The organism is Microbacterium pollutisoli (genome assembly GCF_053586795.1).
Window position 1 is genome coordinate 419,768 of the sequence record NZ_JBNYWT010000002.1, and the last position, 16,444, is coordinate 436,211.

Genomic DNA, 16,444 nt, shown 5'->3' on the forward strand with positions numbered 1-16,444 from the left:
TCAGGCCCTTCCCACCGCGTCGCGGTCGCGGGTGACGTACTGCTGGAAGATCGCGAAGATGAGGATGATGACGGTCAGCACGAGCGCGAGCGCCGAGCCGAAGCCGAACTGTCCGAGCGAGAAGGCCTGCTTGTAGACCTGCGTCGCGAGGGTCTCGGTCGCCCCTGCTGGACCGCCGCCGGTGAGCGCGAGGATCTGGTCGAAGATGCGCAGCCCCTGGATGATGCCGAGGGTCGTGGCGATCGCGATGGAGGGGCGGATGGCGGGAACGGTGACGTTCCAGAACCGCTGCCACATGTTGGCGCCGTCGAGGGCGGCCGCCTCCTCGATCTCCATGGGCACCGATGCGAGACCGGCGAGGTAGATGACCATGGTGAAGCCGGTCTGCTGCCAGACGACGGTGACGAGGATCGCCCAGATCGACCAGACCGGGTCGGCGAGCCACACCTTCTGCAGCTCCTCGAGGCCGAGCGCGCCGAGGATCCCGTTGAGCGGACCGTTGAACTGGAAGATGAACTTCCACACGTAGGCCACGGCGAGGGGGCTGAGCACGACCGGCATGAACAGGAGCGTGCGCAGGATGTAGCGGGTTTTGAGCGTGCGGTTGATCGCGAGGGCGAACAGGATGCCGAAGACGTTGGTGAGGATGACGGAGCCGAACGCGAGGAACAGGGTGTTCCAGACGGCGCCCACCAGCGCGGAATCTTCGAAGATGCGCACGAAGTTGTCGACGCCGATGAAGCTCCAGTCGCCGAGACCGGTCCAGTCGGTGAAGGCGAAGAAGCCGCCGGTGAGTGTGGCGAGGTAGTGCACGCCGACCACCAGCACGATCGCCGGCAGCGCCCACCACCAGTGGCCGTAGCTGATGAGCGGCCGCTTGCTGCGGTCGTAGGGCCGCGGCGTGCGCCGGGCGTTCTTGGGTACCGTGAGCGTTCTCGTGCTGTCGGGCTCGATCGTCGATGTCATCGTGTCCTGACTCCGTCGTCATGCGCCCCCCTCGGCGGAGGCGACGTGGGATCACTCTCGCACGCTTGCGTCGGAACCACACATCACATATACCGATATCGGGCATAAGTGGGTGGCGGGCGTCACCGCCGGGGTGCGCTGGCAGGATACCAAGCGTGGACACGCACGATGACGAGCGCCCCCTGCACCGCCGGCTCTGGCAGGCGTTCACCGACCCGTCCGACGAGGCGCGCCCGCGCGTCTGGTGGCATTGGATGGACGGCAACGTCGACTCCGACGGCCTCGAGGCCGACCTGCGCTGGCTGCACCGGGTGGGCGTTCGCGGGGTGCAGATCTTCGACGGCGGGATGGGTGTTCCCCTCGTCGTCGACGAGCCGGTGCGACCGGGCACCGACGCGTGGCGCGCGGCGATGCGGCGGGTGCGGACGGTCGCTGCCGAGCTCGGCATGGAGGTGGCGGTCGCCACCTCGTCGGGGTGGAGCGCCGCCGGTGCGCCGTGGGTGCAACCCGCCGACGCGATGAAGAAGCTGGTCTGGTCCGAGACCGTGATCGACGGCGACGGCCCGGTCGATATCGAGCTCGCGCCGCTGCCCGACGTCGAGGGGCTCTATCAGGACAGCGCGCGATGGGGTGCGACCGATCCGCGGCGGTGGTGCGTGGACTGGCGCGTCGTCGCCGTCCCCGCAAGCCCGGAGCAGGAGCCGCTGCATCCCGCCCGCATGGCACACGGCGACGACGCGGTGGATGCCGAGGTGCTCGTCGACGGATCCTTCGAGCGTGCGATCCGACTGCCGCGGTCGCCGGATCGGTGGTCCGAAGCATTCATCACGCAGCAGTTCGACGAGCCCGTCACGGTGACGGCGGTGACGGTCGGCCTGCCCGGACCGCGCGGCTTCGGCGCCGCCCCGTCGCCCGATGCGGTGCTGCAGTGGCTCGACGACGACGGGATCGCGCACGACATCGTCGCACTGGCGCCCACCGGCATCCCAGCGCGCACGGCATCGTTCCCGCCGGTCACCGCGCGGGCGTTCCGCCTGGCGCTGTCGGGCGCGAGCGCCGCCGAGGCGCTGCCGCCGATGGCGGACGGCGTGCGGATGCCGCCCGTGCTGCGCTCCGCAGACGCGTTCGAGGTGACGCAGTTCGCCCTGCATCCGCGAGGCCGCGTGCACCACGCCGAAGCGAAGGCGGGGTTCGGTGTCGTCGCCGACTACGACGCTGTCGACACACCGATCGCCGCCGGGGTCGGCGCCGTGCAACCGGACGAGGTGCTCGATTTGACCGCGTTCGTCGAAGGCGGGCGTCTGCGGTGGACGGCTCCGGCGGGGCGGTGGCGCGTGCTCCGATTCGGGGCGTCGCTCACGGGTCAGACGAACGGCCCCGCACCCGCGGATGCCACCGGCCTCGAGGTCGACAAGCTCGACGGCGCGCGGGTCGCCGCCTACCTCGACCGTCATCTCGCCCACTTCGCTCCGGAAGGTGCCGATGCGCTGCTGAGCGACAGCATCGAGGCAGGTCCGCAGAACTGGACGGATGCCATCGCCGACAGATTCCGTGACCGGTGCAGCTACGACCTGACCGACCGCCTGCCGGCGCTGGCCGGGTACGTCGTGGGGTCGGCGCCCGAGAGTGACCGGTTCCTCTCCGACTACCGGCGGACGCTGGTCGAGCTGCTGGCCGCCGAGTACTACGGCACCCTTGCCGCGCAGGCGCGACGGCGCGGCATGACCAGCTATGCCGAGGCGCTCGAAGACGCTCGCCCGCAGCTCGGCGATGACCTCGCGATGCGCTCCCACGCCGACGTGCCGATGGGTGCGATGTGGACGTTCCCGCCGCACGCCGGACCGCGTCCGACGTACGTCGCCGATCTGAAGGGCGCGTCGTCGGTCGCGCACGTGTACGGCAGGCGGTGGACGGGCGCCGAGTCGTTCACCGCGTTCGACGAGCCGTGGTCGTCGACGCCAGGTTCGCTCAAGCACGTCGCCGACCTGCAGCTCGCGCTCGGCGTGACCCGCTTCTGCATCCACACGTCGCCGCATCAGCCGCTCGCGGCGCCGCCGCCGGGGATCGCACTCGCGCCGTTCCTCGGGCAGGTGTTCACCCGGCACGAGACGTGGTCAGCGCTGGCGGGACCGTGGATCGACTATCTCGCGCGGTGCAGCGCCGTGCTATCGGCCGGACGACCCGACGTGCAGGTCGCGGTGTTCGTGGGCGAAGAAGCGCCCGTGACGGGCCTGTTCGCTGAGCGGTTCGACCGCGCTGTGCCCAGCGGCTACGACTTCGACTACATCGGACCGGATGCCCTGCGTGAGGTGGTGCGCGTCGATGGCGGCGATCTCGTCGCCGAGGGTGCGCGGTATCGCGTGCTGCTGCTGAGCGGCAGCTCACATCGCCTCACCGTCGCGACGGTGGAACGGATCGCCGATCTCGTCGACGCCGGCGCGACGGTCGTGGGGCGCCGCCCCGACCAATCGCCGTCGCTCGCCGACGATGCGCACCGGTTCCGGCGCGCGTGCGACCGCATCTGGGATGCCGGGCGCCCGAACGTGCACGACACCGATGACGTCGCCGGTGTGCTGGCTGGCCTCGGCGAGCAGCCCGGCCCTGTCCGCGACGAGGGGGTGCGCGTCATCTCCCGCCTGGTCGATGGCGAGCGCATCACGTTCGTCGCCAACCCCGACCCGGCGCCCAGGCGCGTGCGGGTGCACACCGATGCGCCGATGAGCGTGTGGGATCCGGTCTCCGTGACCACCACGCCCCTGCCGGCCACCGACGAGGGCGGCCTGCTCGAGCTGCCGCCGTTCGGATCGGCCTTCCTCGTTCCCGCCGCCGGACCGGCCGACGAGCCGCTGCACGAAGCCGGCCGAGCGCACGACTGGCGGGTGACTCCGCCCGGTGGTGAACCGACCGCGCTCGGTGCGGACCCGCGACCGTGGACCGAACTGGACCCCGGGCGGTCCGGCGTCGCGACGTATCGCGCGACCCTGACGGTGACCGCCGATGCTGCGCAGGCCTCGCGTGCCGAACTGTGTCTCGGCGAGCTCGCAGGGGTCGCGCGGGTGCGTCTCGACGGCGAAGCGGCCGGCATCGTGTGGACGGCGCCGTGGCGGCTGGACGTGACCGGGAGGCTGCGAGAGGGCCCGGTCTCGATCGAGATCGACGTCGCGAACCCGTGGCGGAATCGGCTCATCGGCGAGGCGACCGCGGCATCCGGTGAGCTGTTCGCGCCGATGACGACGGTCTTCGAGCCCGACGCGGCTCCGCTGCCCGCCGGGTTGTCGGGCGGCCTGACGCTGTGGACATCGGCACCGCATCACTGACGCTATTGCCCAATATAAGCGCACCAAATGTCAGAAACCGGCATATGTGTGCCATGCTGGATCAACGGCCAGCGGCCGTGCCAGCAACCCGAAATCGCTGGCGACAACGAAGTCACGAAAGGGTCGACATGACACAGCAGACAGCCGGCCGGCGCACCAGGGCCGCCCTCATTGCGGTGCCGCTCATCGGCGCACTCGCGCTCGCGGGGTGCACGGGTGGAGACGGCAACACCGGCGACAACGGCGACAACCCGGATGCCGAGGGCGCCGGGTCGTTCTCGGTGATGGTCGCGCAGGCCAACGACCAGGACGACTACTACGCCAAGATCCTCGACGAGTACTCGCAGGAGACCGGCGCCGAGATCGAGGTCATCCCCTATCCCTCCGACGCGTACAACACGCAGGTCACGACGCAGCTGCAGGGCGGCAACGCGGCAGACGTGATGATCCTCGCACCCGGCACGGGCCAGCCGATCTCGGTCGTGACCCTCGCCGACGCGGGCTTCCTCGAGCCGATCGACAGCGCCGCGAGCGTCATCCCCGAGGGGACCGAGACGCTCTACGGCTCCGACGGCAACGCGTACGGGCAGCCCACCGGGCTCATGCCGGTCGGCTTCGTGTACAACGGCGCTGCCGCTGAAGAAGCGGGCATCAGCGAGTACCCGGCGACGTACGACGAGCTGCTGGATGCCTGCGCCACGGCGCGCGATGGCGGCAAGTCGTTCACGGTGCTGGCCGGTGCGATCGCGTTCAACACCGGCCTCATGTCGATGCTCGTCTCGGCGACCCGCGTGTACGACGAGACGCCGGATTGGAACGAGCAGCGCGCAGCAGGCGACGTCACCTTCGCCGACAGCGACGGCTGGCGCGAGACCCTCGAAGACATCGTCGAGATGAACGAGTCGGGGTGCTTCCAGGACGGCGTCGCAGGCGGCACGTTCGACAACATCACGGCCGGCATCGGCGGCGGTACGGCGCTCTCGGCTGCCGTTCCCGGTTCGGCTGCGACCTCGATCGGCGCGGCAGCGGGCGTCGACCTGACCGTGCAGGCGTTCCCGCCGGCATCCGGCCAGAGCGACCTGCTGCTCGCCTCGGCCAACTACGCGTGGGCCGTCAACGCCAGCTCCGACGACTCCGCCAAGTCCGCTGCGGCCGACTTCCTCGAGTGGGTCGCAGGTGAAGAGCAGTCGAAGACGTTCGCCGACCTCGCCGGCATGGTGCCGATCACGGGCGCGACGACCGAGAACCTGCTGGCTCCGTACCAGCCGGTCGGCGAGCTGCTCGAGACGGGCGCATACGTCGGTCTACCGAACGCCACGTGGCCGAACCCGGCCGTCTACGACACGCTGGGCTCGGGTGTGCAGGGTCTGCTGACCGGTCAGAAGACCGTCGACGACGTGCTCGCCGACATGGATGCCGCCTGGGGCTGAGCCTCATCCACCACGACTGATGCCCGGGGCGCGCTCGCCCCGGGCATCATCACGTTCACCCCGGAGACGTCACATGAATCCCAGCGACTGCGTCCGCGGACTGCTCGCCCGCATGACGGATGCCGAGAAGCTCGCCCAGCTGCAGATCGTCTTCCGACCCGGTGCCGACGATGCGGCAGAGCTCGTCCGCTCCGGTGTGGGTGCGACGTTCTGGCCGCGGTCGGCTGCTGCCACCAACACGCTGCAGCGGATCGCCGTGGAGCAGACCCGGCTCGGCACCCCGCTGCTGATCGGGCTCGATGTGATCCACGGTCAGCGCACGATCGCGCCGATCCCGCTGGCGCAGGCGGCATCGTTCGATCCCACGATGGTGCAGGGCCTGGCGCGGCTGGCTGCCGCCGAGGCGCGCTCGGGCGGGGTCACGTGGACCTTCTCGCCGATGGCCGACATCAGCCGCGATCCGCGGTGGGGGCGCGTGTCGGAGGGATTCGGCGAGGACGTCCACCTCACTTCGCTGATGACCCGTGCGATGATCAGCGGCTACCAGGGCGACGACCTCGCCGACCGCGGGTCGATCGCGGCGACGGCGAAGCACTTCGTCGCGTACGGCCAGCCCGAGGGCGGCCGCGACTACAACACCGTCGACGTGTCGGAGCATCGGCTGCGAAACGTCTCCCTCGAGCCGTTCCGGGCTGCCGTGGCCGAGGGCGCCGCGTCGGTCATGGCCGCGTTCAACACGGTCTCCGGCATCCCGATGCACGCGCACCGGCGGCTGCTGACCGGTGTGCTCAAGCAGGAGTGGGGCTTCGACGGTGTCGTCGTCGGCGACGCGGACGGCGTGCGCAACCTGCTCCCCCACGGCGTCGCCGAAGATCTGGAGTCGGCGGTGCGGCTCGCGTACGAGGCCGGGCTCGACGTCGAGATGGGCGGCGCGCCCGCCGAGGTCGGTGCGGCGCAGGTCGATCCGGCGCGTCTCGACGACGCCGTCGCGCGGGTGCTCACGCTCAAGGAGCGGCTGGGCCTGTTCGAGCGTCCCTACGTGGACGAGGATGCCGAGGTCGTCGCGCCGACTGCAGTCGCCCGCGCGCAGGTGCGTGCCGCGGCGGTGCGGTCGATGGTGCTGCTGACCAACGACGGCATCCTGCCGCTGGCGCCGACCGGTCGCGTGCTGCTGACGGGTCCGTTCGCCGAGTCGACCGACCACCTGGGCGCATGGACACAGTCGTTCGGCGCGCCCGCCACCGATGTCGCCACGGCGCTGCGCGAACGGCATCCCGACGCCACTGTGGTCGTCGAACCAGGTACGGACGTCTTCGGCGCGGATCACGACGTGGATGCCGCGGTCGCGGCGGCAGCGTCGTGCGACGTCGCCGTGGTGCTGGCGGGTGAGCCGAGCCATCTCAGCGGTGAGGCCGCGTCGCGCAGCGACCTTCGCCTGCCCGGCCGGCAGGAGGAGTTGATCACGCGGCTGGCGGGCACCGGCATCCCCGTGGTCGTCGTGCTCGTGACCGGTCGTCCGCTGGTGATCGCCGAGTTGGTCGACCGGGTCGCGGCGGTCATCGTCGCCTGGCATGGCGGCACCGAGGCAGCGCCGGCGATCGTCGACGTGCTGTTCGGCGACGCGGAACCGGCCGGCCGGCTGCCGATGAGCTTTCCGCGGTCGGCCGGGCAGGTGCCGATCTATGCTGCGCACGAGCGCACCGGGCGACCGGCGACCACGGGCGGCACGCTCGTGGCCGACACGACCGACATCGGCGTGCACGGGCCCGACAACGTACACGAGAAGTACACGTCGAAGTACCTCGACCTCGATCTCGGGCCGCAGTTCGCGTTCGGCCACGGGTCGGGGTACGCCACCTTCACCACCGATGCGGTGCGGATCTCGCGAGCAGAGGTCTCGCTCGCCGAGCTCGATGCCGGTGCGGTCGCGACGCTAGGGGTCGACGTGACGAACGTCTCAGACCGCGCCGGCGACCAGACGATACTGGTGTTCGTCGAGGATCCCGTCGCCTCCGTCGCGCAGCCGGTCCGGCGCCTGGTGGCGTTCGAGCGGCGGTCTCTCGCTGCTGGTGAGACGACGACGTTCTCGTTCGAGATCGGGCGTGAGCAGCTCGCCACGTGGTGGGTCGACGACGTCGCCGCGACCCTCGCGGTCGAGCCCGGTCTGTTCCGGCTGCACGTCGGACCACGGCTCGACGAGACGACGGTCGTGGAGCTCCGCGTCGGCGGTTGACGGTTCGACGCCGTGCGGGTGGACGAAGAGACTCTGGCCGTCTCGCGCGTTCCCGCGACGTGACTTCTCAGGCGCGACGTTGCAGTTGTCGTCCGGTCTTCGTGCATTTCACCGGACGGGTCTTGCGAACCTACCGCGCTCCGGCGAAAGGTGAGGGCGCTGTCCGCGGGTCGGGGTGGGCGGTGAGGGACCGTCCATCGCGCTACATTTGAGCGCCGGCCCGGCCAAAGGCACAGTCGCCGTTCGGATCGGGTGTCCGCGTCAGTCCGCTTCCAGAGAGGCCTAGAACGGGCACCGAATTCAGCTCGTGGCTTCACCGGACGCAGGCGAGTCTCGCTTCTCCTTGCGCGCCGCGATCCTCGATCTCTTCCGGTGTCGCCCGGCGCTTCTGCACCGGTGTGGCGCTCGTGCTTCCGTACGGTATGTGGCCCTCGGCATTGAGGCGATCACCCACCCCTGGCCGGCTCCTAGCGCGTCTGTCCCTCGGCATGCTGCCGATGCTCTCGCAAGTTAGCGCTTGAGCAGCGCCGCTCGCTTCGCACGTCGTTGATCCGCGACCGGCTCCCGAGCATCGAGCTTCACGCGCGCGCAACCATGTCTTCCAGGTGGCTGATCACCTTCGCCACTTCGGGTGCAAGCGCCCGCGGGGGCATCGCCTTGGCCAGCGTCTGCACATTCAGTGTCCGATTACCGTCCGCGCTGAGCGCGCGGTTGAGCGAACGGATAACGAGCTTTGCGTCGACGATCGACAGACGGCCTTCTTCTGTGGCCCACGTCTCATCGAACTCGATAGCGCACCGCTCCAGAACGGTTCGTTCAGACAGCTTTCCGGTCCCGCCGACCTTGAGGCGTCGTTCATCAAGCCTTTGCGACTGGAGCGCGATGGTGGCCTCGCCTCGGTGCTCTTCGATAGCTGAACTCAGAAGCGTCTCGGCTCGACCTATCGAGATGCCAGCAACCTTTGCGATAGCAGCGGCCTCCAGAACATAGTTCTCTAGCTCACGCCGCGTCCAGACGTGGATTATCGCGTTTGTCGACCTGATCTGCGCAAGTTCGAACTCAATAGCCTCAGTCGTTCGCAGATCGCCGTCGAGGATGACCAGCGAGTGGATGTCTCCACCGAGGGCCGCCATGGTTTCCGCGAAAGCGCCCGCGCGCCAGTTTTTCCCGAAGCCGCCCAGAGGGACCGTTGCATAGTTTTCGGACCTAGCTACGCCCATTTTTCCCAATGTTCGCGCGAATGCCGCGATGACTGGAGCATCATCGCCTTCCACGAACAACACGGTTCGACTTCGCAGCGCACGTCCAACGCCGAGCTCGTAGCCGCTGCCCAGACGGCGGCCCAGCAACGCCAATGAGCCATCTGTCCGGGGTCGCTCAGCATTTCTGCGCGAGCGATCGATCCACACAGCGCTTCCCGGATTGGCTTCTGCGAGAACTTCGACACTGTGTGTAGCAATGATCGTCTGTTGTGGCGAAGTGAATAGTGTGCGAGCTAGCCGACGCTGTAGATCCGGATGAAGAAAGACGTCGGGCTCATCGAGGATCACGACATCGGCGCTGCGCTGCCGCCACAAGTGGAACAACGCTTGGAGCCAGATCTGGACTCCATCCCCCGCCCAGCCGATCTCGCGTTCGTGTCGAGATCGTTCCTCCTCATAGAAGAGGTCGAAGGCGTCCGTGTCGCTTCCGTAAGAGCGGTTGATCGTGAGATTACTCAGTTCTGGGGTGCGCTCGTAAACGAACGAGCAAAACTCTTCCCAGTCGTCGGAGCTCAGCCTCGACAACGCGTTTCGGAAGTATCTCGAAGATCGGCGACTGCTGAGGTACTTCTTCACAGTTTCGTCTGTTACGAGGGACTCGTGCTGTTCAAGTGGCGTCAAGGTTGGGACGATTGCGATCGACGGCACCATCGTCAGCGCTACTGTGCGCGGCGGCGGATTCACATCTCTCGGTGGAAAGACAGAGAGCGTGCCGGTAGGGGGAGGTTCGTCTGGATCGTCCACAGTCGCCCACGACGCGACGACCCGCGCCCCGAGGCTCGTCGTGACCTCGATTCGAGTTTCCGATGGACGGAAGTCATGGCGGATATTGTCGCTTGAGAACGCCGATGATTCGATCGCGGCGGCAGTGATAGGCCAGCCACGGACCGGACGACCTTCAACACGGCCAACCGTCGTCGGCGCAGTTCGTCGAGCGGTCGGTATCATGGCCGCGATTAGGCGGAGAGCGCCAAGGGCGGTGGACTTACCCGCATTGTTCGCGCCGATGAGGATATTCTCCGCACGCAGCGCGATCGTGTGTTGCTCGAACCCTTTGTAGTTCACGAGCTTCAGCGTCTTCAATGTTTGGCGCGGTGTCACCGTATTCCCCCTCGATCCCTTCATGATGGCACTCAGCACCCGCGCTGGTCCGACGCGCGACACCGCGTGGCGGCATGGTGCTCCTGCGCTGAGGCCCAAGCGAATCTGAGCCTGATTGCGGCGACGGTTTCGTCTGCCGCGAGCAGTTGCGCTTGAAGATCGGCTCTCGGAATGCGATTGGCGGCGAGTTCGAGTTCTGCGCTTCGCATCCTCGCAGCGTCCTGTGCCGCTCGATTCAGGCTCCGGCGCTTGAAGGCGAGGCTCCTCCTTGCCGCACGGAGATGCTTGCCCACGCAAGTCCACATGACGCCGCCGCGTCCCCGGCTAACTGGAGTTCTCTCTCCCGGGCTCGTGTCCGTGCGACGCCCCAGTCGGGCTGGACCGAATGTCTGCGCTCGCGATGTCGGGCTGTTTACATACGATGAGCTTCATGACTGTGCTCCGCGTCGAAGAAGTCTTCAAGACTTCCGGCATCCCAACGCATACCTTCGTGCGCCCTGCCGCTTTCCCGCGATTGAAAGTCGCGCTACGGACTCCCGGCCGCGGTGTCATCGTCGAGGGTCCATCAGGAATCGGGAAGTCGACAGCGATCGACAAGGCGCTCCGCGAACTTGAGCTGGACAACGACGTCACTCGGCTGAGCGCGCGCGAGCCCACGGACGTCGAGTACCTCGAGGTGCTCCCCGACCTCGGAAACTTCGGGACCGTGGTGATCGACGACTTTCACCGGCTCGAAGAGTCAGTCAAAGCCAGGATTGCCGACCTCTTAAAGGTCACTGCTGACGCGGAGGACGAGAAGCGAAAGCTGGTGATTATCGGCATCAACGACGCCGGGAAGTCTCTAGTCGAAACATCGCCGGACCTCACTAATCGACTCGAAGTAGTGCGCTTCGAGGTCGAGTCGCCGCAGAAGATCCAGGAGCTTGTCGAGGCGGGCGAAGCGGCCCTGAACGTCACGATTGCGGCGAAGCCGCACATCGTCGAGAAGTCCCGCGGCAGCTTCTACATAGCGCAATTGCTCTGCATGAATGCCTGCATTCAGGCCGAGGTGATCGAGCGACCTGAGGAAACGGCAGACGTGGCCACCCCCTACGCGGCCGTCCAGCGTCAGGTTGTCGAAAGACAGCGCGACCGGTTTGGCGACGCGGTTCGGAGTTTCGCACGCGGAACGCGCTTCCGGCCGAGCGGGCGCGCCCCGTATCTGCATATCCTTCGTTGGTTGTCCGAGTCTGACGCCTGGGGAATCTCCCTACACGACGAGATGCGTCGACACCCGAACGAGAAGGCCAGCGTTTTCCTGGTGCTTGATCGCGGGTACCTCGAGAAGCTTGTAAACACTCCCGAGATCAGTCGCCTACTTCACTTCAACCCTCATAGCGCGATCCTCTCCGTCGAGGATCCGATGCTCACATTCTATCTTCGGTCCATCTCGTGGCCGGACTTCGTGCGTGAAGTTGGCTTCGCAAAGGTGGATTACGACGAGACATACGACATCGCGCTGTCATTCGCCGGTGAGGATCGCGCGTACGCCGACGCGATGCGCGATGCACTGGAGGACCTTGGGCACACCGTCTTTTACGACATGACGGAGCAGCACCGTTTCCTTGGAGAGGACGTCGAGTCGTTTCTCGCGCCCATCTACGAGTCAGGCTCGCGATACGTTGTCGCGATTCTTGGGGAGATGTACGGCCGCAAGCGGTGGACCCTGTTTGAGGCCAGCAAATACAAAGACCGCATCGCGCAGGGCCAGGTCATCCCGATTTGGTCGACCAAGATTCCTCCCGGGCCCTTTGACGAGACGCGCGACCGAGGTGGATTGAACTTTGACCCTGATGCTGCGGCGCTCCCTCAAGCGCTAGAGCACGCGGCGGTCATTTCGAAGAAGCTGGGGCTGGTCGATGAGGAACTCGACATTCCCGTTGTCAGCGAGGTGAAGCCCTAAGACGAAGCAATCCAGTTGTTATTGGCGAAAGATCGGCAGATACCCCGTTGCGCCCGCTTTCCGCCGTGATCTGAGCGACTCGCTGTGATGTCTGAGGTTCTTTCAGCTCATCGACCGCTATGCCGCCCGCTGCGGCACCGCATTCGAGCATCGCTCGAATAGCGATCCCCATACGGGCAGGGCGACGGTTGAGGGACGGTGGCGTCCACCCGCCCCGTGGCCTGCGGTGCGATGGCGTAGCCTGCGGACGTCAGGGTAGGAGGTCAAGCATCTTCGAGCGCGCCTTCATGGCGTGGATCACGAGCTCGTTGCCGCTGTCGAGACAAGCACCACGGTCTCGAGGAGGCGTCCTTGTGTGTCGAAGCCGAGTCGCAGTTGGCGGGCAGGGGAGTCGTCGTCGAGGTATTCAATCCAGACGGGCCAGGAAGCCGCTTGCCGGATGTCCTCGGGCGCGATTTCGTGTTTGAGGCGGAGTCGTGGATGTTCACGCCGCGTACGCGGCGATCGCCTCGCGGATCAACTCCGATCGCGACTTGTGTTCTCGGGCGGCACGCGCGTCCAAGGTGGCGAGCTCGTCGACGGTCAGACGGAGCGCCACGACTTGTGCCGGCTCGGCGCCCCGCCCCGGCCGTCCGCGCCCGCGGCGCTTGAGAGCGTCAACGTCGTAGCCGGCTTCGGCCTCGTTTACCCATGCCGTGATCTGCTCATCGGTGACCGGTACACCGTTGATCGTCTCGCCGTTGCTCATGATCGCATCGTAATACGAAAATGGGAATCGCCCTAGACCCCTGGCGCGGTGAGTAGGTGACTCGGTCCGCACCGCGAGGGCATCAGCGGGGTGGCCGCGGCGCCGGGTCAGAAGATGTGTGCTTCGCAGGTGGCAAGGAATGCCACGCGCCGTCGGTTGAGTTCGCGGTAGACGGTGGCGCGAGACACGTTGAACAACTCGGCTATCTCTGTCTGGCTGTACTCGCCTCGATCCTGCACGTCGAACAGCAGTTTGCGTTGCGTGGTCGACAGCTTGGGTTGCTTGCCCTTCAGGTGTCCTTTCGCGCGGGCGACCGCCATTCCTTCCTTCGTGCGCATGCTGATCAGGTCGCGTTCGAACTCGGCCACCATCGCGAGCACGTTGAACAGCAGTCGCCCGACCGGGTCTGTGGGGTCGTATCTGCTGCCGCCGAGGCTGAGTGCGACGCCCTTCGTGGTCAACTCGTCGGCGATCTCTCGTGCGTCCCGGACAGAACGGGCGAGCCGGTCGAGCTTGGTGACCACGAGGGTGTCGCCCTCGCGGACAGCAGCGAGGGCCTCTCGAAGTCCGGGCCTGGCACGGTTGGTGCCGGTCAGTCCGTGATCGACGTAGATGTTCGAATCGAGGACCCCGAGGTGGAGCAGCGCATCCCGTTGCGACGTGAGGTCCTGATCGGCGGTGGAGACTCTGGCATAGCCAATCTGTATTCCATTCATGCCGCCGAGGGTGCTACTCGCCGCGCGCAGGCGCACCCGGGGTGGATCCCCAAACGGGCGGTGCCCGGCGAGCGCGCCGTTGCGGGCATTCATCCACTCTCCGGGCGAGTCAGTGCGCTCGCCCGTCACAGGTGATGTCTGTGGTTGTCCGTACGTTGCTGTCATGGAGGATCTTGTTCCGGTAGTCGCCGCCGGCATTGGCGCACTCGCGACCATCGCCGTTCAGCTGCTCATCTCGCGTGGTGAGCCCGCGGACCTAAAGCGACTTGCAGCGATCAACGCAGTGCTTGAGACCATGCCTCCGGGCGAGGCCGGGTGGAGCGATCTCTCCACCGCGCGCTCGCAATTGGCGGTGAAGGTTGCACAGGCCGTGAGCTCACCCCCTCGTACAATCCGCGTTCTTCGTCTGCTCGGATGGTTGCTCGCGATCCTCGGGGCGATCTTCTTTGCGGGCTCAATCGCGCTGTTCGTCGTTCTCACGCCGGCAGGTCAACAGGCCGCGGGTGTCTGGATGCAGGCTGGCCTCTACATGCTGTTCCTCGCGCCGCTGATCTTGTATGTCTCGTGGCTCTGGCAGGAGCTACGTGGCCTCCCGAAGTCGATCCGCGACACCGTTGATGCGGCGCGAGCTCCTCTCGCTCAGCGGGCTGGCTAGTTGGTGATCTCCGCGCCCTGTTCGATCGATTTCTGGCTGGATGCGCCGCATGGATGGGCGCTACGAGGACCCTCGCGGGTGCCGCAGCTGGAGGTCTTCAAGAACATGCAGGAACTCGGCCGTGATGTCGGCGTCCGGATCCCGCCAGCCGACGCCGAGTGGTCGATGGTTGAAGTCGCTGTACATCGCCTCTGCCTTACCCCTGATCGGGTAGGCCTTGATCGCGAAGCCTGTCCAGTCCTTGCCGGGGTACTGCCCGAGCATCAGCTCGACGCAGTTTCCACCGCTGAGTTCGTAGCCGACGTAGACCACCGCGACTCTGCCGTCACTGCGGCCCCACGCGCGATCATTGCCGGACACAACCCAGGAGTGTCCGAGATGCCCTCTTGCATCGAGCTCGCTCCGAATCAGGGTGTCCAGGGCTTCGGCGCGACGGCGCAGTGTCTTGTTCACGCGAGCCAGCGCCTTGAAGAACTCCCCAAGCTGGTCGCCCTGGCCGGCCGTCGCGGCCCAGAACTGATCAAGCATGTCCGCTTCGGCTCTGGCACTCACTCGCTGCTCCTTCTCGCTGGTGTTCTCGATGAATTGGACGAGAAGATCCATGCTTCGTTCATCGGCCCCGGCAGCCTTGCCGACTGCGCGGACGAACGGCTCGAAGAACTCGTCGTAGGTGAGCGATCCAGAGATCCACTCCGACCCAATTGCGGGGAGGGATCGCCGTGTGGGAGCCAGAACGATCGAGAGCACGTTTGCATGGGACGCGGCGGCTCGGCGGGCGTACGACTCGAACGGATTGCTGATCGCGGCATCGATCTTGTTCTCTATCGCGATCGCGAGGTCGAGATCATCGTTGGCGAGCAGGATGTCGATCCGGTTGCCGTCATCCGTGACGGCCTCGGTCTCCACCTTCCACTCGTGCGAACCGCGAAGGGCCGCGGTGTCGATCGGTGATGATGGCCTACCCAGAAACCCGACGGTGGGTAGACCGTCCAGCAATCCGAGGAGGGTATCGATTCCGATTGAACCGAGCCCGTGACGAGAATCACGGGGATCCAAGAAGTAGGCCAACACGCGAGACGCTACAGTCTCCCAACGCGGAAACCCCGACAGCTCGAAGATATTCACGGGACGTGCCGGCGTACGGACCTCTCGGAAGTCGTTTGCGAGGAACGCAAGCAGCGCCCCGGGCGGGGCAACATCGCGGTCAGCGGACACCACATCGGAAGCGTACCCGTCGCGTCGACAGCGACCGCCAGAACGCAGTCGGCATTCGCGGTGGCGCCGCCAGCCTCGATCAGTACAGGTGGCACCTGCGTGGTGACTTCAACCAGATCGTGTGCACCACCAGACCCACCGGCCATGAGCACCCGAAAATGATCCGAGCGGATACGGCGATGTGCCCCGGTGGGACGCTGAGCGGATGGATTGGATACAGATTGGATACGCCAGGGTCTCGGCCACTGATCAGGACCTCACGTCCCAGCGTGACGCGAGACGATGTTCAGCGACGGTGGTAGGCGTCGCGGCGGTGTTCGATGGTGACAATCTCGATGATCAGTCGTTCGTCCTCGATCCGGTACAGCACCCGGTACTCGCCCCGGCGTGCTGAATACAGCGGCGCCAGCGGCTCACGCAAAGGCTTCCCGACCCTCCGCGGGTTCGCAGCCACAGGGCCGATGATGAACTCGAACGCCGCCGCCGCCACAGCCTCTGGGAGCGTGACCTCCAGCGCGCGCCTGGCCGATCGGGTGAAGACGACCTCGTACTCGGCACTCACCCGGCGAGCCGACCGCGCGCGACCATCGCCGCGCGAACCTCATCCGCAGACGACACATCGCCCGACTCGAGCTCGGCGATCGCCGTCCGCAACGCTGCGACCTCGTCTGGGCTGCTCAGGATGTCGACCGTCTCCACAAGAGCGTCATAGTCCTCAGCGCTCATCAACACCGCGACGCGGGCACCATTGCGGGTGATCTCGAAACGCTCATGCGTGGTGGCCGCTGATTCGATGTGCTTGCTCAATGATGCGCGCGCGTCTGCCAGAGAGAGTACGGTCATGTACAGAATTCTAGCG

Annotated in this window: 12 protein-coding genes; 5 read left to right on the top strand and 7 right to left on the bottom strand. The window is 66.5% G+C overall.

Annotated elements, in window-relative coordinates; genetic code table 11:
* A complete protein-coding gene (locus tag ACQ143_RS06830) occupies positions 1–966 on the bottom strand; it encodes a carbohydrate ABC transporter permease (RefSeq protein ID WP_449569954.1) in 966 nt (321 codons plus the stop codon).
* A 155-nt stretch (positions 967–1,121) separates the two neighbouring features.
* On the opposite strand from ACQ143_RS06830, the gene ACQ143_RS06835 reads away from it, so the two are divergent.
* The 3 genes from ACQ143_RS06835 (at position 1,122) to ACQ143_RS06845 (ending at position 7,946) form a co-directional block, all read left to right on the top strand.
* Positions 1,122–4,283: a glycosyl hydrolase gene (locus ACQ143_RS06835; RefSeq protein ID WP_449569955.1), complete on the top strand. Its 3,162-nt coding sequence runs from the start codon at positions 1,122–1,124 to the stop codon at positions 4,281–4,283.
* 128 nt (positions 4,284–4,411) lie between these two features.
* Positions 4,412–5,713: an ABC transporter substrate-binding protein gene (locus ACQ143_RS06840; RefSeq protein ID WP_449569956.1), complete on the top strand. Its 1,302-nt coding sequence runs from the start codon at positions 4,412–4,414 to the stop codon at positions 5,711–5,713.
* A gap of 73 nt (positions 5,714–5,786) precedes the next feature.
* A complete protein-coding gene (locus ACQ143_RS06845; RefSeq protein WP_449569957.1) occupies positions 5,787–7,946 on the top strand; it encodes a glycoside hydrolase family 3 N-terminal domain-containing protein in 2,160 nt (719 codons plus the stop codon).
* Between the two features lie 578 nt (positions 7,947–8,524).
* Here the strand turns inward: ACQ143_RS06845 and ACQ143_RS06850 are convergent.
* Entirely contained in the window at positions 8,525–10,309 is a 1,785-nt protein-coding gene (locus ACQ143_RS06850) for an ATP-dependent nuclease (protein WP_449569958.1), read from the bottom strand.
* A gap of 430 nt (positions 10,310–10,739) precedes the next feature.
* Here ACQ143_RS06850 and ACQ143_RS06855 point away from each other — a divergent pair, with 430 nt between their 5' ends.
* Positions 10,740–12,251 (top strand): TIR domain-containing protein, encoded by a 1,512-nt coding sequence (locus ACQ143_RS06855; RefSeq protein WP_449569959.1) that lies wholly within the window; start codon positions 10,740–10,742, stop codon positions 12,249–12,251.
* Between the two features lie 484 nt (positions 12,252–12,735).
* On the opposite strand, the gene ACQ143_RS06860 is transcribed toward ACQ143_RS06855, so the two are convergent.
* Together ACQ143_RS06860 and ACQ143_RS06865 are read right to left on the bottom strand one after the other, a co-directional pair.
* Positions 12,736–12,999, bottom strand: coding sequence for a ribbon-helix-helix domain-containing protein (locus tag ACQ143_RS06860; protein WP_449569960.1), 264 nt, complete (start codon positions 12,997–12,999; stop codon positions 12,736–12,738).
* A gap of 107 nt (positions 13,000–13,106) precedes the next feature.
* Positions 13,107–13,715 carry a recombinase family protein gene (locus ACQ143_RS06865; protein WP_449570144.1) on the bottom strand — a complete coding sequence of 203 codons (609 nt, stop codon included), beginning with the start codon at positions 13,713–13,715 and terminating at the stop codon, positions 13,107–13,109.
* Positions 13,716–13,878: 163 nt separating this feature from the next.
* Between ACQ143_RS06865 and ACQ143_RS06870 the strand changes: the two genes are divergently transcribed.
* Positions 13,879–14,370 carry a hypothetical protein gene (locus tag ACQ143_RS06870; protein WP_449569961.1) on the top strand — a complete coding sequence of 164 codons (492 nt, stop codon included), beginning with the start codon at positions 13,879–13,881 and terminating at the stop codon, positions 14,368–14,370.
* A gap of 60 nt (positions 14,371–14,430) precedes the next feature.
* Here the strand turns inward: ACQ143_RS06870 and ACQ143_RS06875 are convergent, their stop codons facing one another.
* From ACQ143_RS06875 to ACQ143_RS06885, 3 genes are all read right to left on the bottom strand, one after another.
* On the bottom strand, positions 14,431–15,588 hold the full coding sequence (locus tag ACQ143_RS06875) for a PD-(D/E)XK nuclease family protein (protein ID WP_449569962.1): 1,158 nt from the start codon (positions 15,586–15,588) through the stop codon (positions 14,431–14,433).
* Positions 15,589–15,871: 283 nt separating this feature from the next.
* Complete coding sequence (locus ACQ143_RS06880; protein ID WP_449569963.1) at positions 15,872–16,147, bottom strand: type II toxin-antitoxin system RelE family toxin; 276 nt, start codon at positions 16,145–16,147, stop codon at positions 15,872–15,874.
* Positions 16,144–16,428 (bottom strand): type II toxin-antitoxin system Phd/YefM family antitoxin, encoded by a 285-nt coding sequence (locus ACQ143_RS06885; protein ID WP_449569964.1) that lies wholly within the window; start codon positions 16,426–16,428, stop codon positions 16,144–16,146. The genes ACQ143_RS06880 and ACQ143_RS06885 overlap by 4 nt, the downstream gene beginning before the upstream one ends.
* Between the last annotated feature and the right edge of the window lie 16 nt (positions 16,429–16,444).